This is a genomic window from Raineyella sp., assembly GCF_034933565.1.
Lineage (GTDB): Bacteria > Actinomycetota > Actinomycetes > Propionibacteriales > Propionibacteriaceae > Raineyella.
Genome location: NZ_JAYFNG010000026.1, coordinates 42,880 through 63,778, shown reverse-complemented (window position 1 = coordinate 63,778; position 20,899 = coordinate 42,880). Strand labels below are relative to the sequence as shown.

Genomic DNA, 20,899 nt, shown 5'->3' with positions numbered 1-20,899 from the left:
GTACGACACACCCTTCGGCCCCCACGGCCGCATCGCCACGCCACGGTCATCCGCGCGGGGTAGCGTCGCTGCGGTGACATCGACGATCAAGGCCCAGCGCCGGACCCAGAAACTGCGTCGTACCTTCGCCGAGGCACTGCGGACCGTGGCGGACGTCGTCGTCGGGCTCACCCCGGCCGAGCACGCCCTGCCGATCCACCCGGACCGGGACATCCACCTGCTGTGCACCGAGGCGCTGAGGCGGCTGACCGAGGTGAGGGGCGACCTGCACCTGTCGTCGACCGGGCACTCGGTGGCCCGGCCGTCGACCACCTCGCCCTCGGCCACCCGCCCCACCACCACCCGGCCGGTCGACCTGGAGCGGTACGCCGCCCAGCTACGATCCTCCGGGGACCACCACGACGGTGTCCTCGACACCGCCGGACACGACACCGCCGGACACGACACCGCGGCCGTACCGGCCGAGGACCTGGTGGCGGTCATCGAGGACCTCGTCGCCGGGCTGCTCGACGGTGACCTGCCACCGCTGGTGGACACCGGCGCGGGACAGCTCAGCCTGCTCGACTTCCTGCGGGTGCAGGTGCTGGAGATCGTGCTGTTCCACGACGACCTGGCCCGGGTCCTCGGGCAGGGCGGGCGGGCGGTCGCGGCCCCGCCCGTCGAGGCGACGGCGAGCGCGGTCCGTACGTTGGCCGACATCCTCGCCGCCCGGGCCCCGGGTAAGGCGATCGAGGTCCGCATCCCGCCGTACGCGGCGGTGCAGATCGGCGATCCCGCCCGGGCCGCATCGGGCGTCGCGCTGGTCCCCGAGCCCGCCCACACCCGGGGCACGCCGCCGGCGATCGTCGAGACCGACGCGACCACCTTCCTGCGGGTGATGAGCGGGCGACTCGACTGGGCCGACGCCGTCGCCCGGCATGCGATCAGCGCGTCGGGCCTGCGCACCGATCTGTCCCCGCTGCTGCCGCTGGTCGCCTGATCGCCCGGCCACGGCGACCGCCCCGCGCGGAAGGCGACAGCCCCGAGGGAAGGGGTCAGCCCCGAGGGAAGGGGTCAGAGGTTCGGCAGCATCGTGTCGAGCTCGTAGGCAGTCACCCGGTGGCGGTAGGACTCGAACTCGGCGCGCTTGTTGCGCAGGAAGAACTCGTACACATGGGTGCCGAGCGTCTCGGCGACCAGCTCGGAGCCCTCCATCACCTCGATGGCCTCCTCCAGGCTGCGCGGCAGGGTCCTGATGCCGAGCATCCTGCGCTCCCGCTCGGTCAGCGACCAGACGTCGTCCTCGGCCTCCGGCGGCAGCTCGAGCTCGCGCTCGATGCCGTCCAGGCCCGCCGCCAGCGCCAGGGCGTACGCCAGGTACGGGTTGGACGCCGAGTCGATGGAGCGCAGCTCGACACGGGCCGAGCTGCCCTTGGTCGGCTTGTACATCGGCACCCGGACCAGGGCGGAACGGTTGTTGCGACCCCAGCTGATGAAGGACGGGGCCTCGTCGCCGTGCACCAGACGCTTGTACGAGTTGACCCACTGGTTGGTGACCGCGGTGATCTCGGCGGCATGGGCCAGCAGACCGGCGATGAAGTGCCGCCCGGTCTTGGAGAGGTTGTACTCCGCCGACGCGTCGTGGAAGACGTTGTTGTCGCCCTCGAACAGGGACATGTGGGTGTGCATGCCCGAGCCCGGCTCGTCGGTGAACGGCTTGGGCATGAACGTCGCCCGTACGCCCTTGCTCATCGCGACCTCCTTCACCACCACCCGGAAGGTCATGATGTTGTCGGCCATCGACAGGGCGTCGGCGTAGCGCAGGTCGATCTCCTGCTGGCCCGCCCCCGCCTCGTGGTGGGAGAACTCGACCGAGATGCCCATCTGCTCGAGCATGGTGATCGCGGCCCGGCGGAAGTCGGTGCCCTGCGGCTGGGCGGTGTGGTCGAAGTAGCCGGAGTGGTCGATCGGCGTCGGCTCCCGGCCGGTCTGACGCTCCGCCTCGATCAGGAAGAACTCGATCTCCGGGTGACAGTAGAACGTGTAGCCCATGTCCGAGGCCCGCGACAGGGCGCGCTTGAGCACATAGCGCGGGTCGGCCCAGGACGGCGACCCGTCGGGGTGGCGGATGTCACAGAACATCCGGGCCGTCCCGCCGGCCTCCTCGCGCCACGGCAGCAGCTGGAAGGTGGACGGGTCGGGGTGGGCGACCATGTCGGATTCATACACGCGGGCGAAGCCCTCGACCGCCGACCCGTCGAAGCCGATGCCCTCGTCGAACGCGCCCTCGAGCTCGGCGGGAGCGATCGCGACGGACTTCAGGAACCCCAGCACGTCGGTGAACCAGAGACGTACGAATCGGACATCGCGCTCCTCGAGCGATCGGAGCACGTACTCGGTCTGCTTGTCCATGCGGACAGTCTGCCGCTAATCGTGTTTCAGTGGTGTGTCGACCGGCCCAGTGGAATGACCGACTGAGCGGTGATACACAGCCCAGTGGAATGACCGAGTGAACGGTGATACACAGCCCGGTGGAACAACGTCCGCGGTCGATCCCCGTGGGTCGATCCCCCCGGCCACCCCGAGTACAGTCGAGCCGTGACCCAGAGGCGCCTACGGGCTTGGAGCCGGAGCCGGGACGAACGTCCCGCGCCGTGGGCCGTCCTGCCCCGCCCCCGGTCACAGTCCCCGATGCCGGGGCGGGCCCGACCGGTGTCCGTGCCCACCTCCCGGTCCTCGTCCGGACCGGCCCGGTCCACGTCGGGGCCGGGGTCCCGGCCCGGGTCCCCGGCGCCGTCGCAGGCGCCGCCACAGACACCGCCGCAGACGCTGACACCGTCCGAGCAGACGGTGGTCGGCCCGTGGGCCCTGCGTGCCTCGTCGTTCCCGCGCCCGTCCTCCACCGCGTCGGCGTCCCGACCGTGGCCGCAGGGTTCGGCGGCCAGGCCCCGCACGACCATGCCGCCGGCACCCTCACCACGCCGGTTCCAGGAGCCGGCGACCCGTACGCCCCCCGTCACCGCCGGCCGGGGCCCGACCCGGACCGGGCAGCCGGGCCCCGCCGATCAGCGCTCGCCGCTGCACCTGGTCGAGCCGGTGGGCCAGGTGTCGCCACCGGAGCCGTCCCCCTCCGACGTGACCGCGACGAACCCCCAGGTGGTGCCCCTGGGCGGCGGACTCGCCCTGGTCGCCGTGGGTCAGTGGGACGAGGACACCTCGACGATCCGGATGCCGAAGTTCACCGACACCCCGGCGCCCCGGGACGAGCCCGATCCCACCGGGACCACGTCGGGCCCCACCGGGGCCACGTCGGCGTCACGACCGGCCCCGTCCCGGAGCCCGTCGTCGCCCGAGGCTCCCCGGCCCTGGCACGACGCGCGACCGGACGACCACTCGCCGACCCCCTGGCGGCGCTGACCACAGCACGCCGGCGGCCGTCACCGCCCCGCCCGGTCGTCCTTGTCGTCGTCCTCGTCCTCGTCGTTCCAGCGCGGGTCCTCGTCCCAGGCCTCGTTGCGCTCCTGGACCCGCTCGAGGGCGTGCGTGGCCTCCTCGCGCGTCCCGTAGGGCCCGAGACGGTCGGCCGCCCGGCAGCCTCCGTAGCGTTCCACCGCGTGGTGCTTCATGCAGTACCACCAGGTGTCCTCCAGTTCGGTCACGATGTCCTCCCTGCAGCAGGTTCGGCGGCACGTCAACGTGCCCGGTTCCAGCATGGCACCGCCCCGCACCGCCCACACCCGTCCCGGCACTCGTCCCGCATCCCGCCCGTCGTACGTTCCACCCGTCGTACGTTCCATCCGTCGTGACCGCGTCGGGCCTCCTGGCCGACCGTCGCGCGTCGTACCCGGACCACTCGGGATCGACCCCGACTCGTCACCGGGAACGGGATGGTCCGCCGAGTAACCTGTGCCACGTGACGCCCATGAAGCAGTATCCCGTGACCCCTGTCCTCCATGTGCCGGCCGGCATCGACCGGCCCGAGTACGCCGACAAGGCGAAGGACGACCCCACGATCGATGTGTACACGGGCTCCGACGTGCAGAGCGCCGAGACCATCGAGAAGATGCGCGAGGTCAGCCGGATCGCCGCCAACGCGATGCACGAGGCGGGCCGTGCGGTGGCACCCGGGGTCACGACGGACACGCTCGACCGGATCGCTCACGAGTACATGTGCGACCACGGCGCCTACCCGTCCTCGCTCAACTACCGGGGCTTCCCCAAGTCGATCTGCACCTCGGTGAACGAGGTCATCTGTCACGGGATCCCGGACCAGCGCCCGCTCGAGGACGGTGACATCGTCAAGGTCGACGTCACCGCATACAAGAACGGCGTGCACGGTGACAACTGCTACACGTTCCTCTGTGGTGACGTCGCCCCCGAGGTGGTCGACCTGGTGGACCGGACGAAGGCGGCGATGGACCGGGCGATCAAGGTGGTGAAGCCCGGACGTCGCGTCAACGTCATCGGGCTCACCATCGAGAAGTACGCCAAGCGGTTCGGCTACGGCGTGATCCGCGACTACACCGGCCACGGCGTGCACACCGCCTTCCATTCCGGCCTGGTCATCCCGCACTACGACTCGCCGTTCGCCACCACGGTGATCCAGCCGGGGATGACGTTCACGATCGAGCCGATGATCACCCTCGGCGGCCACGACTGGTACCAGTGGGACGACGACTGGACCGTGCTCACCAAGGACGGCAGCATCTGTGCGCAGTTCGAGCAGACCCTGGTCGTCACCGACGACGGCGCCGAGGTGCTCACCGTCGCAGACGATCCGGTCGTGGATCACTGACCGTTCCCCGTCCGTTAGATTGGGGTGGCAGATCGGGGTGGCGCGCCTCGGCCACCGGCTCCGAAGCGCCGCGGACACCGGCTCCGAAGCGCCCCGGCTCCCCGATCCGGCTCCCTATCCCCGCTCCCCGGCTCCCAGTTTCCCAGGAGGACAACGCGTGGACACGCTCCTCGACATCGTCGGCATCACCAAGTCCTTCGGCAGCAATCGAGCCCTCGACGGCGTCGACCTGTCTGTCGGCCGCGGCGACATCGTCGGCATCGTCGGTGAGAACGGCGCCGGCAAGTCCACCCTGATGTCGGTGCTCTCCGGCCTGCTGCAGGCCGACGGTGGCACGATGCGGCTCAACAATGCACCGTACTGGCCGAAGGACCCCCTCGACGCCCAGTCGCGCGGCGTCGGCATCATCCAGCAGGACTTCACCCTGGACCCGGAGCTGACCGTCGCCCGGGCGATCTTCCGCAACACCTACCAGGCCGATCGTCCGCAGCGCGCGCTCGTCCGCCCGGCCCAGTGGCTGCTCGACGACGCCGCCGTCGGGCTCGACCCCGACACCCCGCTGGGCGAGCTGGCGCACGCCGAGCAGGGTCTGGTGGAGGCCGTCCGCCTCCTCGCGGAGGACGCTCAGCTGGTCATCATGGACGAGGTGGCGGCGACACTGAACGTCAGGGAGATCGACCGGCTCCACTTCATCATCAGCCGCCTCACCCGGCAGGGCCGGTCGGTGCTGTACGTCTCCCATCGGCTGCACGAGGTGCAGGCGGTCGCCACCCGGATCGCCGTGGTCCGCAACGGCCGGATCCCCGAGGTCCTCGACCCGCGTCGGGTCACGACCGAGGAGATCGCCGCCCACATGCGCACCCGCGCGGCCCGGCGGGCCTGGTTCCCCGACCGGATGGACGACGAGTTCGCCCGCGAGGAGGCCGCTGCGGCCACCGACCCGCAGCCGCCGGCCGCCGGTCACCAGCCGTCCGGAGCGTACGCCCCGCAGTCGTACGCTCCCCCGGCGTACACCGCGCCGGGCTCCACCGCACCGATCTCGACACAGCCGGCCTCGACGCAGCCCGCCTCCACCACGTCGTCCCCGACGCAGCCGTACGCCTCTGCGTTCACGCCCACCCGGGCGCCGCAGCACCAGCCCTCGGCCCCTGCGGCCGGCGGAGCGGGGACGTCCTGGGCGACCAGCCCCAGTGCCCCCGGCACGACCTGGACCAAGGTGGCCCCCACCGTCGCGACGGAGGCCGAGCAGGCGATCGTCCGGGAGTCGGCACCCGACCGCGAGGAGCCCGCGGCGCCGGCCCCGGTGGCGGGCCAGGGGCGACGGGCCATCGCCTCCGACGACGGGCGGCTGTACGCCGACGACTCGGTCGATGAGTCCCAGCAGATCGTCCTCGAGATCGACGGCCTGAGCGCCCCCGGGACGAGCGGCACCCCGGTGCACGACATCTCGTTCAGCGTCTTCTCCGGTGAGGTGCTCGGCATCACCGGCGGCCGCCGGGCGGGTCAGGACGCGGTCGTCGGAGCCCTCAACGGCCGCGCCCCCGGCACCTTCCGGACGCTGCGGATCAACGGTTACAACCGCGCCATCGCCTCCCCCGAGGACGCCGCGCGGCTGAAGATCGCCTACCTCGCCGGGCCCGACGAGGAGACCGGCGAGGAGCGGAAGCGCTCCGTCGCCCGCGCGATGATGACCGGTGGCTGGGCCGACGACTCGAGCTTCGAGTCCGAGGTCGAGGGGATCGCCGGCATCCTGGGCGCGCTGGAGAAGTTGCAGTCCGCCACCAAACGGCTCCGCGGTCGACGGGCACTGCGACACGGCGAGAAGCCGGAGAGCGTCGGCTCGACCCTGTCCGGTGGCCAGCAGCAGATGCTCCTGTTGGACGAGCTGATGACGCAGGAGGCGGACGTCCTGATCGTCAACGAGCCGGGCCGCGGTCTCGACTTCGACGCCCGCGCGATGATGCGGGAGAAGCTGTCCGATGCCGCCGAGAACGGCGCCGCGGTGCTGCTGGTCTCCTCCGACGTCGACGAACTGGTCCGCAGCTGCCGGCGTGTGGTCGTGATGGACCAGGGCCGGATCGCCCGTACGATCGAGGGCACCCCGCCGTCCGCCGACGAGCTGACCGCGGCCCTGACCGAGCTCGGCTGACGGGAGCGGCGATGGCGGCCGACCCCCGCCCGCAGACCCGCTGACCTGCCGAGCCCACCTGCCCCGAGCATCCCGAGAGCTCCCTCAGCGATAGCCGCGGCGTGAGGGTTGGGGGGCATCGTACGTTCAGCGGCCGGCGGGTCTCACGAGCTGGGAGATCCGGCCGCGGGAGACACCGAGGATCGCAGCGGAGTCGGTCACCGAGTGACCGGCCTCGCGGAGGTGGCGCACGACCTCGCGGGACCTGTGGACGCTCAGAGCATCGCGTGATCGCCCGTCCTGACCTCTGGACGCTCGTGGACGCTCTTTGTTCATACAGGTGTTCACACACTTCACCACGTCACTACACGCACCGTTCGGCGTCGTTCCGCCGATCGACACCCACAGGGCACCATCCGGCCGGAGGTGGGGGACGAGTCGAGCTGTAAGCCGGGTTCTGTGACGCCCGAAGGCGCCGACGACCATCTATCTTGGACCGCTGTTGCCAACGGCCTCGCGCGACCTACCCGGGAGCTCGGGCGAGCAGCCCTCGGACGCTCCCTGTCTGGTCTTGCTCCGGGTGGGGTTTACCGAGCCACCCCAGTCACCTGGGGTGCTGGTGGTCTCTTGCACCACCGTTTCACCCTTACCCGCCCGTGAAGGCGGGCGGTCTGCTTTCTGTGGCACTGTCCCGCGGGTCACCCCGGGTGGGCGTTACCCACCACCCTGCTCTGCGGAGCCCGGACTTTCCTCAGCACTCGCGTGCCGCGGCCGTCCGCTCGACTCGTCCGACGGACCACTCTACGCCACTGCGGCCGTACCGCCACCATCGCCCGCCGCCCCGGCCGATCACCCGTGAGCTCGGGTATCAACCCCTGAGCACGGGTGCCCATTCCTGCGCGCCCGTCGATCATCCGACCAGGCTGAACTCCGTACGTCCGGCGGCGATGTCGACCCGGTCGAGGCGTACGCGCAGCCGCTCCCCCAGCGGTGGGGTGCCGACCACGTCGGCCTCGACGGCCGGCTTGCTGATCATCACCCGGGCCCGTTCCGGCGCCTTCCCGCGCCGCTCGATCACCGTGCCGACGAACTCCTGGCCCACCCGGCCGGACAGCGTCAGCGCTTCGGTCATGTCGATGATCGTGTGCTCGAACGTCGCGGCGCGGTTGTTCGAGGCGTTCATCTCCTCCGGCAGCCGTTCGTACGCCGCCAGCACCCACTCCGGCACCGGCCGGCCGGCGCACAGCGCGACACAGGTCTCCTCGGCATAGCGGTCGACGAGCCGGCGCAGCGGCGCGGTGACGTGGGAGTACTCGGTCGCCAGCGCCGCGTGCACGTCCAGCAGCGGATGGGTCCCCACGAACGCGTCGTAGTCGGCACCGCGGAACAGCATCGTCGCCGCGTAGCCCATCGCGGCGGCCTCGGGGAGGTTCATGTCGAGGGTGCGGATGAAGTCCGGGTAGGCCTGCTCGGTCGGCCAGGGGATCTCCAGAGCGGCGGCCGTACGCCGCAGCTTGGCCAACGCGGTCGGTTCGGCGTGCGGCAGGGTGCGCAGGATGCCGACATTGTGGTCGAGCATGATCCGGGCCGCGGACATGCCGGTGAGCAGCGAGATCTGCGCGTTCCAGTCCTCGATCCGCACCGGTCGGCGGAACTTCAACCGCCACCGGCCCGGGGAGCGGACCTCGATCTCCTGCTCGGGAATGGTCAGGCTCACCCCGCCGCGGGCCGCCTCGCGTTCCTCACGCAGCAGCCCCACCTCGCGCAGCAGGTCGAGCGAGTCGTCCGCACGGTCGGTGTCCAGGTCCATCTGGACCTCGTCGTAGCTGAGCTGGGCCCGGGACCGCACCAGCGCCCGGCGGACGCCCTTCTCCACCGTGGCCCCGTCGTGGTCGAGCCGGATCTGCCACAGCAGGGCCGGCCGGGCCTCCCCCGGCAGCAGGCTCGCGGCCCCCTCTGACAGTACCGGCGGGTGCAGCGGGAACCGCCGGTGCGGGGCGTAGAAGGTCTGGCCGCGCCGATGCGCCTCGAGATCGACGGCGTCACCGGGCGCGACGAAGGCGGCGATGTCGGCGATGGCGTACGAGACGAGGTAGCCGGCCCCGTCGCGGGCGATGTGCACCGCCTGGTCGAGGTCGCGCGACCCGGGCGGGTCGATGGTGACCAGATCGAGGTCGGTACGGTCGAGTGGCGGAAGCCGGGGCGAGCGGGCCGCGTGGTCGGCAGCGGCCAGCACCTCGGCGGGGAACCCGTCGGGGATGTTGAGCCGAGCCTGCAGGCGGGCGACACCCTCGACGAGCGCGGACGGGAGGACGCCATGCACATTGAGATGGCGCGCGGGCATGTCCCCACCCTACGCGTGGGGATCCGCAGAGGCGGCCCCTCAGAGCCCCGATTCGGCCGTCCGGACCAGGATCCGGCCGCATTCGGCGCACCGGAGCACGTCGTCGGGCCCCGCCGCCGCGTACGCCCGCAGGTCGGCCGCGTTGGCCTCCAGGCCGCACCCCTCACAGCGGCGGGCCACCAGGGCGGCGGCTCCGGACCCGACGTGCTGGCGGGTCTTCTCGTACAGGGCGAACAGGTCCTGCGGGAGGTCCTGGAGGATCTCCGCCCGGACCGCGAGCTGGCCCTTGGCCTCGGTGTCGATCTCCTGGGCGACCTTGGTCCGGGCGGCGACGGCGGCCCTGAGCGCCGCATCCAGGTCGGCACGGCGGCCGGCGACCCGGTCGCGCGCCGTGGTGGCCTCCTCCAGCCGTTCCATCGCCTCGAGCTGGGCGTCCTCCAGCTCACCGATCCGCCGATCCAGGTGGGCGACCTCGTCGACCAGTCCGCGCAGCGCCTTGGCGTCCACGTCGCCGGCATCGATCCTGGCCTGGTCGCGGCGCCGGCGCTCCCGCACCGGCTCAAGATCCGTCTCGGCCCGGCGCTGCTCCAGCTCGCCGTCGGACACCGCGGTCTCGGCCGCGGTCAGCTCGTCGTCGATGGTGGCGAGCTCGGCCTGGATCCGCAGCACCTCCGCATGCTCGGGCAGGTTCTTCCGGCGATGGGAGAGCCGTACGAGAGTGGTGTCGACCTTGTTCAGGTCAAGGAGCCTGCGTTGCACGCTCGCCGGGGCCTTCATCGCCATTCGTCCTCCGCTGTTCCGGTGTGGTCCCCCACTCTATCGACCCGCCGCCCGTCTGCGGCGCATCCGTACGCCCGCGCCGACTCCCGGGCCCGATGCGCGGGTCCCGATGACCGGGGCCCGGGAGCCCGATGACCCGGCCCAATCCCGATCAGCGGAACGCCGCGCTGGCCAGTGGGCTGCCGGTCTGGTCCCATCGACGTGCCCCGCAGCACACCACCTCTGGAGGTCCCATGGCCGACGCCCTGACGTCCGGCGAGCCGATCGGCCGTGCCACCTACGCCCGGCTGGTCGTCGTCCTCGGACTGTTGGCGGCCATCGGGCCGTTGTCCACCGACGTCTACCTACCGGCCTTCCCCGAGATGGCCCGCGAGCTCGGCGCCACGCACAGCCAGATCCAGGCCACCCTGGCCGGTTCACTGATCGGGCTCGGCCTCGGGCAGCTGGTGACCGGTCCGCTGTCCGACGCGCTGGGCCGCCGGCTGCCCGTCATCACGGGGCTGGCGGCGCACGTGCTGCTGTCCATCGGCTGCGCGATGACCGGCGACATCCGGGTCCTGATCGTGCTGCGGGTGCTCCAGGGGCTGGCCGGCACGGCGTCGGCGATCACCGCGATGGCGGTTGTCCGCGACCTGTTCACCGGTGCCCGGGCGGCGACCCTGATGTCGCGCCTGATGCTGGTGATGGGCCTGGCCCCGGTGCTCGCCCCGTCGATCGGCGGGGTGATGCTGCGGGTGATGTCGTGGCAGGGCACCTTCGTCTTCCTCGCCGTCGCCGGCCTGGTGCTGTTGCTGGCCGCGCTGTTCTTCCTGCCCGACACGCTCCCGGCCGAACGCCGGATGGAGCTGCACCCGGCGGCGACGATCAGCGCCTACCTCCGGCTGTTCCGCGATCCGGTGGTGATCGCGATGGTGATCGGCGCCGCCGCGAGCGCGGGCACCCTGTTCAGCTACATCTCCGGCTCGTCGTTCATCCTCCAGGTGCGGTACGGCCTCACCCCGGGGGTCTTTGCGCTGGTCTTCGGCACCATCGGCCTGTCGATGGTCATCGGCGGGCAGCTGAACCCGGTGCTGCTGCGTCGGTACGGCCTGATCAGGACCGAGCTGGGCGCCGCCGTGGCCTCGGTCGTGGTGGCCGGCGTGATGGTCCTGCTGGTCGGGACCGGGGCCGGCGGGGTGGTCGGCTTCGTCGCCCCGCTGCCCTTCGCGATGGCGCTCGTGGCGATCCACAACGCGAACCTCACGGCGATCGCGCTGCACCATCAGGGACGGTCGGCCGGCACCGCCGCCGCGCTGCTCGGCGCGGTCCGGTTCTGCGTCGGCGGCGCCCTCGCCCCGGTCGTCGGCCTGGTCACCCGCGACAGCCCCACCCCGCTGGCGCTGATCCTGCTGGCGACCAGCCTGGTGGGGATGACCGCGTTCCTGGCCGTACGCCCCCGCCTCGCGACGTACCTGGGCTGACCCGGCCCCGCCGCCCCTCGATCCCAATGCCCCCCTCGGGCCCGGTGGCCCGGTCCGGGACCGGTGCCAGAATGGGGGCCATGGCTGAAGACGAGGGAACCACCACCGAGAAGCTGCCGAACCGTCAGAGCCCGTTCTCCGACGCGTTCCGCACATTCATCGTCGACGGGTGGGCCCCGTACTCCTCCGACCTGCCGGCCCGCTTGCCCGCCGCCGACCCGGCGCAGCTGCGCCGCGCCGGCATCGGCGCCGCGTTCCCCGGCGAGCGGCTGGTCATCCCGGCCGGCGGGCTGAAGGTCCGCAACAACGACTGCGACTACCGCTTCCGGCCGCACTCGGCCTTCGCCCACCTGTCGGGGCTGGGCACCGACCGGGAGCCGAACGCCGTGCTGGTGCTGGAGCCCACCGACGACGGCCACCAGGCCACGCTCTACTTCAAGCCCCGGGCGCCACGGACCGACGAAGAGTTCTACGCCAGCTCCCGCTACGGCGAGATGTGGGTCGGCCAGCGCGAATCACTGGACGAGATGGCCGCGATGACGGGGATCGACTGCGCGCCGATCGACCAGCTGCCGGTCGCGCTGGCCAAGAACGCCGGCTCCACCCGGATCCGGATCGTCCGGGAGGCGGACGCCGAGGTCACCCTCCGGGTCGACGGTCTGCGCGAACAGTACGGCCTGCTGGCCGGTGATGACGCCGACCTGCCGAGCCCGGACGACGAGTTCGCCACCGCACTGTCGGAGCTGCGGCTGACCAAGGACGCCTTCGAGATCGACCAGATGCAGGACGCCTGCGACCGCACCGCCGAGGCCTTCACCGAGGTCGTCCGCTCCTTCCCGGACGCGGTCGCCAAGGGCCGCGGCGAACGCTGGGTCGAGGGGGTGTTCGGGCTGTACGCCCGCCACGAGGGCAACGCCGTCGGGTACGACACCATCGCCGCCGCCGGTGACCACGCCTGCACCCTGCACTGGATCCGCAACGACGGCGAGGTGCGCGACGGGGATCTGATCCTGATCGACGCCGGCATCGAGCTGGACACCCTCTACACCGCCGACATCACCCGGACCCTGCCGGTCAACGGCCGGTTCACCGAGCCCCAGCGCAGGGTCTACCGGGCCGTGCTGGAGGCGGCGGATGCGGCGATCGCCGTCTGCCGCCCCGGCACCACCTTCCAGGACGTGCATCGGACGGCCGTCACCGTGCTGGCCCGGCGCCTGCACGAGTGGGGCCTGCTGCCGGTGACACCCGAGGTGTCGGTCTCCCCCGAGGGCGGCCAGCACCGCCGCTGGATGGTGCACGGCACCTCGCACCACCTCGGCATCGACGTGCACGACTGTGCCCTGGCCCGCAACGAGAACTACCGGCTCGGCACGCTGCGCGAGGGGATGATCATCACCGTCGAGCCCGGGCTGTACTTCAAGTCGACCGACCTGCTGGTCCCCGAGGAACTGCGGGGCATCGGCGTACGGATCGAGGACGACGTCCTGATCACCACGGACGGGCCCCGGGTGCTGTCGGACAAGCTGCCGCGCAGACCCGAGGACGTCGAAGCCTGGATGGCCCCACTGTTGAAGGGATAGCTGATGGCCCGGTCGTTGTTCCCCGCCCGCCGCCCCGCCACTCCCGGTCTGCCGGTCCCCGGGCCGATGGACCCGCCGCGTACGCCTCCGGAACGCCCGCGCAGCGACTGGGACGGCGACGACTTCCCCGCCGACATCCCCGACTCGGTGGTGAACTGGGGCTGGTACGTCGACGGGACCCGGCAGGACTGCGAGAGCCTGGCGGAGGCCACCGCGCACGCGCTGGCCGACGAGGGATTCGTCTGGCTCGGCCTGCACGACCCCGACGACGAGGACATGGCGGGTCTGGCCCGCCGGTTCAACCTGCACCCACTGGCCATCGAGGACGCGGTGGAGGGCCACACCCGCTCCAAGCTGGAGCAGTTCGGCCGGACCCTGTTCCTGGTGGTCTCCACGGTGGCGTACGTGCCGCAACGCCAGCCACCGGAGACCTCGGAGATCGTCACCACCGGCCAGATCATGGTCTTCGTCGGCACCGGTTTCGTGATGACGGTGCGCCGTGGGTCGCAGACCTCGCTGAAGCGGCTGCGGAAGGCGCTCGAGAAGCATCCGGACCGGCTGCTCCACGGGCCGGCGTCGGTGCTGTACGGGGTGCTCGACACCGTGGTCGACGACTACCAGCAGGTCGTCAATGACTTCGAGGAGGACATCGACGAGGTGGAGGCGGCGGTCTTCTCCTCGGAGGGCGCCCACGAGGTGGAGCAGATCTACCAGGTCAAGCGTGAGCTGATCGAGTTCAAGCGGGCGGTCGCCCCGCTCGGCGTGCCGCTGCACAACCTCGCCACCCGCCCCTACCGGGCGATCCCGACGGAGGCGCAGGCGTACTTCCGCGAGGTCGCCGACCACCACACCGAGGCCCGTGAGGCGATCCAGTCCTATGACGAGGTGCTGTCGACGATCCTCGCCGCCTCGCTCAACCGGCTGTCGGTCGGGCAGAACGAGGACATGCGCAAGATCTCGGCGTTCGTCGCGATCGCGGCGGTCCCCACCCTGATCGCCGGCATCTACGGGATGAACTTCGACAACATGCCGGAGCTGCACTCCCCGTACGGCTACTTCGTCGTCTGTGGTGTCATCCTCGCCCTGATGACCACCCTGTTCGTACTGTTCCGGCGCAACAACTGGCTGTGAGGACCGGGCCGGGAGAGAACCGGAGGAGCCGGTCGGGAACCGGTCGGGAACCGGTCGGGAGCGGTCGGGAACCGGTCGGGAGCGGTCAGGAACCGGTCAGTGGAAGTCGCGGGAGGTGTGGCGGACGGTGACCGGCAGTGGCTCGAGGTGGTCGGCGACCAGGTTGGTGACCCCCTCGGGTGACCGTTCGAGGATGCCGCGGACGATCAGGCCCGGGGCCTCGCGGATGAGCCGCCGGTAGCGGGCCCAGACCCCGGCGGAGCAGATGACGTTGACCAGGCCGTGCTCGTCCTCGAGGTTGACGAAGGTGACTCCCGAGGCGCTGGACGGTCGTTGCCGGTGGGTGACCAGCCCGGCGACCCGGATCCGGCGACCGGGCTCGGCGGTCCGGACCGCGGCCGAGGTCAGCACGCCGTGCTCGTCGAGGCGTGCCCGGAGATGGGCGAGCAGGTGATCGGACGTCGACAGCCCGGTCGCCCAGAGGTCGTCGTTGAGCACCTCCAGACCGGACGGGTCGTCGAACAGTGGCGGCTGCAGCGGCGCCACCATGCCCGGCAGGGTCCCGGCCTGGTCCAGCGCGGCGGTGCCGGCCCGCCACAGTGCCTGCCGGCGGCTCAGGCCGAGACCGTCGAAGGCCCCGGCGGTGGCCAGCGCCGACAGCTGCTCCTCGGTCAGGCCGGCCCTCCGGGCGAGGTCCTCCGGGGAGACGTACGGCCCGTCGGCGTCACGTTCGGCGACGATGCGCTCGGCCACCTTCCGACCGATCCCCCGGACCGCCGCCAGGCCGAGCCGGACAGCGAAATTGCCGTCCCGGCGATGCCGGGCACCGACATCAGGGGCGGCCGGGTCGTACGCCCCCACCGGCGGTTGCTCGGGGTCGAGGCAGGAGTCGAGCCCGGTGGGGGCCCGGCGCCCGGCCGGACCGGCGGCCCGCCCCCTGTCGGGCGGCCCCGACCCGTCGAGTGACCCTGACTCGTCGACTTGCCCCGACCCATCGGACGGCCCCGGCCCGCCGATCAGCCCCGCCCCGTCGAGGGGCTCCAGATCGGCGTCGACCCCCGAGCACTGCAGGTCGGGCCGGCGTACCTCGACCCCGTGGCGGCGGGCGTCGGCCGTCAGGGTGGCCGGTGAGTAGAACCCCATCGGCTGGGCCCGCAGCAGCCCGGCCAGGAAGGCGGCCGGGTAGTGCAGCTTGAGCCAGGAGCTGGCGTACACCAGCAGCGCGAAACTCAGCGAGTGGGACTCGGCGAAGCCGAAGTTCGCGAACGCCTTGATCTGGGCGTAGAGGTGGTCGGCGGCCGGGCCGGTCAGCCCGTTGCGGGCCATCCCGGCATAGAGCTTCCGCTCCAGCGACTCGATCCGCTCGATCCCCCGTTTGGAGCCCATCGCCCGGCGCAGCAGGTCGGCGTCCTCACCGCTGCACTCCCCGACCGCCATCGCCATCTGCATCAGCTGTTCCTGGAAGATAGGCACCCCGAGGGTGCGCTTCAGCACCGGCTCGAGCTTGGGATGGGCGTACGTGATCGGCTCCTGGCCGAGCTTGCGGCGGACGAACGGGTGCACCGCCCCGCCCTGGATGGGGCCCGGCCGGATCAGGGCGATCTCGATCACCAGGTCGTAGAACCTGCGGGGCCGTAGCCGGGGCAGCAGCCCCATCTGGGCGCGGGACTCCACCTGGAACACCCCGATCGCGTCGGCCCGGCAGAGCATGTCGTAGACCTCCTGCTCCTCCTTGGGGATGGTCGCCAGCCGCCAGGTCTCGCCGGTGCCGGCGGCGATGATGGTGAAGCAGTGCTGCAGCGCGGCGAGCATGCCCAGGCCGAGCAGGTCGAACTTCACCAACCCCATCCAGGCGGCATCGTCCTTGTCCCACTGGATCACCGTTCGGCCGGCCATCCGGGCGTGCTCGATCGGCACCACCTCGCCCACCGGGCGCTCGGTGAGCACCATTCCCCCGGAGTGGATGCCCAGGTGGCGGGGGGCCGTCAGCAGCTGGCCGGCCAGGTCGAGGACGCGTTGCGGGACGCCGGTCGGCTGCTCGGCGGACTCGTCCGAGGGGCCCGGCAGTGACCAGTGGTCGACCTGGCGGGCGAAGGCGTCCTGCTGGCCCGGTGAGTAGCCGAGTGCCCTGGCGACATCCCGGATGGCGTTCTTCGGCCGGTACTGGATGACATTGCAGACCTGGGCGGCACGTTCCCGACCGTAGCGTTCGTACACCCATTGGATGATCTCCTCGCGGCGGTCGGAGTCGAAGTCCACGTCGATGTCGGGTTCCTCGTCCCGCAGCGCCGACAGGAAGCGTTCGAAGGGCAGGTCGTAGCGGATGGAGTCCACTGCGGTGATGCCCAGCAGGTAGCAGATCGCGGAATTGGCGGCCGATCCGCGGCCCTGGCAGAGGATGCCGCGGCGCTGGGCCTCGGCGACGATGTCGTGCACGATCAGGAAGTAGCCGGGGAAGTCCTTGGCCTCGATCACCGCCAGCTCCCGCTCGATCCGGGCCCGGCCGGCGTCGTCCAGTCGGGGGTATTTCTCCGGGACCGCCCGCCGGACCAGTTCCCGCAGCCAGGACATCTGGGTGTGGCCCTCCGGCACCTGCTGCTTCGGCAGTGCGGGCTTGGCCCGGCCCAGCGGGAAGGCCAGTTCGTCGGCGAGCTCCACGGTGCGCTCCACGGCTCCGGGGTAGCGGGCGAACAACCGGCTCATCTCGGCGCCGGAACGCAGGAAGGCCGTCCCGGCGGCCGGCAGCCAGCCGTCCAGATCGTCCAGGCTCCGATTCGCCCGGATCGCCGCGACGGTCCGGGCGAGCAGGTGCTGGGCGGGGGTGGCGTAGTGGACGTTCCCGGTCGCCAGGGTGGGCAGCCCGCGAGCGGCGGCGAGCCCGGCCAGCGTGTCGTTGTGGGTCGAGTCCAGCGGGTGACCGTGGTCGGTCAGCTCGACGTACACCCGCCGGTGGCCGAAGAGCTCGACCAGGGCGTCCAGCTCCCGACCGGCCGCGTCGGGCCCGCCGGCGACCAGCCCTTGGCGTACGGCCCCCTTGCGGCAGCCGGTCAGCACCGCCCAGTGCCCGTCCGCGGCCGCGGCCAGCCCGGCCAGGTCGTAGGTCGGCCGGCCCTTCTCGGCTCCGGCGAGCTGGGCGTCGGTGATCGCCCCGGCCAGCCGGTGGTAGCCCGCCTCACCGGCGGCCAGCACCAGCAGATGGCTGCCGGCCGGGTCGGGTCGGCCGGCCTGCGGGGCGGGCAGGTCCAGCGACAGCTCGGCACCGAAGACGGTCCTCACCCCGGTGGGTTCAGCGGCCTCGGCGAACCGGGTGATCCCGTAGAGCCCGTCGTGGTCGGTGAGCGCCAGCGCGGACAGTCCGAGCCGCTCGGCCTCGACGACCAGGTCGGCCGGTGCGGAGGCCCCGTCGAGGAAGGAGAACGACGAATGGGCGTGCCGTTCGGCGTACGGGACGGCATCCGGGGGTCGGACGACCGGGGGCGGGCGGTAGCGGCCGCGCTTGTGGGAGACCGGGGCGTCCACCCCGGTCGGCGAGGACGGGCCGGGGTCGCTCAGCGTCCGTTCGAGGTCGGTCCAGGGCATCGGCGGGTTGTGGAAGCCCATCAGTCGTGCCTCCCCATCAGTCGTACCTCCCCTCGGCCCACCACTGGCCGTCGTCGTCGCACAGCAGCAGCCAGGCGGTCCGGGTGTCGTCGACCATCTGGAACCGGTGGGCCCGGCGCCGGCGGGCGGGATCCCAGGGGTGTTCGTCCAGCGGCCACGGGCCGGCCCAGGCGGTGATCGACCGCCGCCGACCGGCGTCGATCAGCACAGCGGGCGGTGCCGAGAGGGCACCCCGCCCGTCCACGCCGACCCCGGACCCGTCCGCGGCGAGGACGGCCATGCCGCGGGGATCCTCGAACACGGTCGCCGGCAGCGGTGCCGGCAGGTGACCGGGCCACGGGCGATCCGGCGGCAACGTCGGCACCACCCGGTCGCCCCAGGGGACGAACACCTGCCGGTCGGCCAGCCGACGACCCCCGCCGATCACTGCGGTGACCACGCCGCCCGCCCCCAGCATCGCCTGCACCCGGGACAGGGCGTGGTGCACCCGTTCGTCCGGGCCGGTGCCGAGCAGCCCCGGGGCGTGATGGGCGCTGTCGTCCACCGCGACCGGTTCCAGTCGGACCCGCACCAGGCGGCTGCCGATCCGGCCGCCCGCGGCGGCCTGCACCTGCCAGCGGACCCGGTCGACCACGGCTGCCGGGTCGAACGCCCCCGGATGTCCCCACACCCGGTCGGCGTGCTCGCCCTCCTCGGCCGTCAGCTCCACCCGCAGCTCGGTGCACACCAGGTGGTGCCCCGCCAGTCCGGCGACGAACTCCTCGGCGGTCCCCCGGACGGCGAAGGCGACCTGGTCGATCAGCTCCAGAGGTGGGGAGAACTCGACCGTCCGGGTCAGATCGACCGGCGGGATGCGCGGCTGCACGGCACGGGGGTCGCGGCCACCGGCCAGGGCATGCAGCCTGGCGCCGCGCTCGCCGAAGCGATCCCGCACCATCCGCACGTCGAGCGCGGCGAACTCCCCCAGCCGGCGGACGCCGAGCCTCGGCAACAGGCCGGCCAGCTCGGCGTCGCCGAGCCGGTTCACCGGCAGGGACGCGAGGAAGTCAGCCGCTTGCCCCGGGGGGACGATGCGGATCGGCTCGGGGTCGTAGGCGGCCTGCTCGGCGGTGAACATCCCGTCGGCGATCCCGGCCTGCACTGCGGCCACCCCGGCCGCCGCCATGGCGGCCAGCAGAGCGGCAACGGCCGGTTGCTCACCGCCGTAGTACCGGGCCGGGCCCCGCATCCGGAGCGCCACCAGCCCGGCGCGGATCACCTGGACACCCGGACTGACCTGTTCCAACCGGTCCACCAACGGCGCGAACAGTCGATGGTCCCGGTCGGCGTCGGCCGACACCACCCGCAGCGTCGGGCAACACGCCTGGGCCTCCCGGCGTCGCTGGCCCCGGCGTACTCCGTCGGCATGGGCGGCCGCGGAGCAGGAGACCACGTGGTGGGCCTCGACCACGGCGACCGGGTCGTCGGTGCTGCCCCCCTCGGCCCAGGCCCAAGCGGTCACCGGCCACTCGGGGAACCACAGCACGCAGCAGCGGATCGGCCGATCCTCCGCGGCCCGGCCCGTCGCGGCCCGATCCGTCGCGGCCGCGGCCCGATCCGTCGCAGGCTCACCCGGTGCCGCCATCACCCCACCGCCTTCAGCTGCCCGGTGCTGGGTGCCTGCCCGGTGGCCTGCCCGACGGCCGTCAGCGACCCCTTGGTCGTCGCCTGCCCGGTGGTCGTCGGCTGTCCGGCGGCGGGAACCGGCGGCGCCGTCCCCAGCCTGCCGTCGGGGCCGGGCAGCAGCAGCCGGGCACTGTGCAGCCCGGGGATGCGCCGGGAGGTGACGGTCAGGGTCACGTCCCGTCCGGTCAGGTAGCCGTGGCCGACCCCCACCCCTGACCAGTGCGGCGTCTCCACCCGCAGCGCTGCCTCGGCCCGCGGCCACTCCCCGACCACCAGCAGCGTCGCCTCCCGGTCCCACAGTCGCGCCGCCAGCCGGGCGGCGTCCGCCGGACGCACCGCCCCGCCGGGACGTACGGCGATCACGCCCAGCACCTCGGCCAGCGCGGCGACCACCGCCAGCCACCGGTCCCCGGGCCGGGGGACCAATGCCAGCCGGTCCAGCACCACACCGGCCTGGCCGGCCGCTTCCACCCCTACCTCCGGCAGGCCCACCATCCCGCACCAGACCCCGGCCCGTGACGGCTCGGCCAGCAGGGCGAGCAACAGGGCGCCGGCATCGTCCAGGGTGTAGGCGGATCCCGCCCGCAGCCCGGCATCCGGCAGCAGGCGGGCGAGTTCAGGGGGCGCGGCGAACACCCGCTGTCGGGGCCGTTCGACCCGGGTGTCCACCTGGGCGCGCAGCTGCCGGATCAGTTCCGGGGTCGGCGAGGCAGCGGCCGCAGGACGAGAGGACACTCCTCCATGATCGAACGGGTGTTCGATTCAGTCAAGACCGGTGCTCAGCAGGACAGCCGACAGGCCGCGTCCTGGGTGCGTGAGCCGGGCGGACGTTGGGTGACCTCGCCCACCGACCAGGACCGGAGGCCGGGTCCCGGGCCGACAGACGGACGACCCGACAGACGGACGACCCGTCAGGCGAACGGCCCGCGGAACTCCTGGCGACGTCCGGCGGGCATCTCGGCCAGCAGCTCGCGGGCCTTCATCACCACCTTGTGCTCACACAGCACCTCGTAGCGGGTGGCGAAGGTCTGGGTGATCGAGGTGAAGTCCCGTCTGCCCCGGGTGAAGGCATAACCGATCAGGGCGAAGACGACGCTGATCACCACCCCGACCCCGACGCCGATCGCGGCCAGCATGTACGGGTTCGACTGGGGAGGGTAGAAGATCATCGCCATGATGCCGAACAGCAGGCCGATCGACAGGCCGTTGGCCAGGCCCCGGTTCACCACCGTGGCCCAGTCGCGGCGGCCGGTGACCCGCTCGACGGACCGCAGGTCGGTGCCCACGATCGCCAGGTTCTGCACCGGAAAATGGTGGTCGGACAGGTAGTCGACGGCCCGCTGGGCCTCCTCGTAGGTGCCGTACGTCCCCAACAACTGGGGGAACTGCAACTCGAAGGGCGAGCCGAGCCGGCCGGACGGATCGGGCAGGGACATC

At 72.1% G+C, this 20,899-nt stretch carries 15 protein-coding genes and 1 other RNA gene; 7 read left to right on the top strand and 9 right to left on the bottom strand.

What is annotated here, in order from left to right; translation table 11 throughout:
* The first annotated feature begins 73 nt into the window (after positions 1–73).
* Complete coding sequence (locus tag VB059_RS08460) at positions 74–979, top strand: sterol carrier family protein (protein WP_323421576.1); 906 nt, start codon at positions 74–76, stop codon at positions 977–979.
* A gap of 74 nt (positions 980–1,053) precedes the next feature.
* Here the strand turns inward: VB059_RS08460 and glnA are convergent, their stop codons facing one another.
* On the bottom strand, positions 1,054–2,391 hold the full coding sequence (gene glnA / locus VB059_RS08455) for a type I glutamate--ammonia ligase (RefSeq protein ID WP_323421575.1): 1,338 nt from the start codon (positions 2,389–2,391) through the stop codon (positions 1,054–1,056).
* Positions 2,392–2,937: 546 nt separating this feature from the next.
* Between glnA and VB059_RS08450 the strand changes: the two genes are divergently transcribed.
* Positions 2,938–3,396 (top strand): hypothetical protein, encoded by a 459-nt coding sequence (locus tag VB059_RS08450; RefSeq protein ID WP_323421574.1) that lies wholly within the window; start codon positions 2,938–2,940, stop codon positions 3,394–3,396.
* 20 nt (positions 3,397–3,416) lie between these two features.
* On the opposite strand, the gene VB059_RS08445 is transcribed toward VB059_RS08450, so the two are convergent.
* Positions 3,417–3,638 carry a hypothetical protein gene (locus VB059_RS08445; RefSeq protein ID WP_323421573.1) on the bottom strand — a complete coding sequence of 74 codons (222 nt, stop codon included), beginning with the start codon at positions 3,636–3,638 and terminating at the stop codon, positions 3,417–3,419.
* Between the two features lie 254 nt (positions 3,639–3,892).
* On the opposite strand from VB059_RS08445, the gene map reads away from it, so the two are divergent.
* Both map and VB059_RS08435 read left to right on the top strand, forming a co-directional pair.
* Positions 3,893–4,774 carry a type I methionyl aminopeptidase gene (gene map / locus VB059_RS08440; RefSeq protein ID WP_323421572.1) on the top strand — a complete coding sequence of 294 codons (882 nt, stop codon included), beginning with the start codon at positions 3,893–3,895 and terminating at the stop codon, positions 4,772–4,774.
* 157 nt (positions 4,775–4,931) lie between these two features.
* Positions 4,932–6,923: an ATP-binding cassette domain-containing protein gene (locus VB059_RS08435; protein WP_323421571.1), complete on the top strand. Its 1,992-nt coding sequence runs from the start codon at positions 4,932–4,934 to the stop codon at positions 6,921–6,923.
* A gap of 409 nt (positions 6,924–7,332) precedes the next feature.
* On the opposite strand, the gene rnpB is transcribed toward VB059_RS08435, so the two are convergent.
* The 3 genes from rnpB to VB059_RS08420 all read right to left on the bottom strand — a co-directional run bounded on the left by rnpB (position 7,333) and on the right by VB059_RS08420 (position 10,023).
* An RNA gene (gene rnpB, locus VB059_RS08430) (RNase P RNA component class A) lies at positions 7,333–7,689 on the bottom strand.
* 123 nt (positions 7,690–7,812) lie between these two features.
* Positions 7,813–9,246, bottom strand: a complete 1,434-nt coding sequence (locus tag VB059_RS08425) for an RNB domain-containing ribonuclease (RefSeq protein WP_323421570.1) — start codon at positions 9,244–9,246, stop codon at positions 7,813–7,815.
* A 39-nt stretch (positions 9,247–9,285) separates the two neighbouring features.
* Entirely contained in the window at positions 9,286–10,023 is a 738-nt protein-coding gene (locus tag VB059_RS08420) for a zinc ribbon domain-containing protein (protein ID WP_323421569.1), read from the bottom strand.
* 236 nt (positions 10,024–10,259) lie between these two features.
* Here VB059_RS08420 and VB059_RS08415 point away from each other — a divergent pair, with 236 nt between their 5' ends.
* The 3 genes from VB059_RS08415 to VB059_RS08405 all read left to right on the top strand — a co-directional run bounded on the left by VB059_RS08415 (position 10,260) and on the right by VB059_RS08405 (position 14,197).
* On the top strand, positions 10,260–11,486 hold the full coding sequence (locus VB059_RS08415; RefSeq protein WP_323421568.1) for a multidrug effflux MFS transporter: 1,227 nt from the start codon (positions 10,260–10,262) through the stop codon (positions 11,484–11,486).
* 71 nt (positions 11,487–11,557) lie between these two features.
* Entirely contained in the window at positions 11,558–13,066 is a 1,509-nt protein-coding gene (locus tag VB059_RS08410; RefSeq protein WP_416339527.1) for an aminopeptidase P family protein, read from the top strand.
* Between the two features lie 3 nt (positions 13,067–13,069).
* The gene (locus VB059_RS08405; RefSeq protein ID WP_323421566.1) at positions 13,070–14,197 is read left to right on the top strand and encodes a magnesium and cobalt transport protein CorA; all 1,128 of its coding nucleotides are present in this window, start codon (positions 13,070–13,072) and stop codon (positions 14,195–14,197) included.
* Between the two features lie 96 nt (positions 14,198–14,293).
* Here VB059_RS08405 and VB059_RS08400 read toward each other — a convergent pair whose 3' ends face one another.
* The 4 genes from VB059_RS08400 to VB059_RS08385 form a co-directional block, all read right to left on the bottom strand.
* Complete coding sequence (locus VB059_RS08400) at positions 14,294–17,797, bottom strand: error-prone DNA polymerase (protein ID WP_323421565.1); 3,504 nt, start codon at positions 17,795–17,797, stop codon at positions 14,294–14,296.
* 16 nt (positions 17,798–17,813) lie between these two features.
* A complete protein-coding gene (locus VB059_RS08395) occupies positions 17,814–19,421 on the bottom strand; it encodes a DNA polymerase Y family protein (protein ID WP_323421564.1) in 1,608 nt (535 codons plus the stop codon).
* On the bottom strand, positions 19,421–20,197 hold the full coding sequence (locus VB059_RS08390; RefSeq protein WP_323421563.1) for a hypothetical protein: 777 nt from the start codon (positions 20,195–20,197) through the stop codon (positions 19,421–19,423). Before VB059_RS08390 ends, VB059_RS08395 begins: the two co-directional genes overlap by 1 nt.
* A gap of 176 nt (positions 20,198–20,373) precedes the next feature.
* The gene (locus tag VB059_RS08385; protein ID WP_323421562.1) at positions 20,374–20,898 is read right to left on the bottom strand and encodes a general stress protein; all 525 of its coding nucleotides are present in this window, start codon (positions 20,896–20,898) and stop codon (positions 20,374–20,376) included.
* Between the last annotated feature and the right edge of the window lies 1 nt (position 20,899).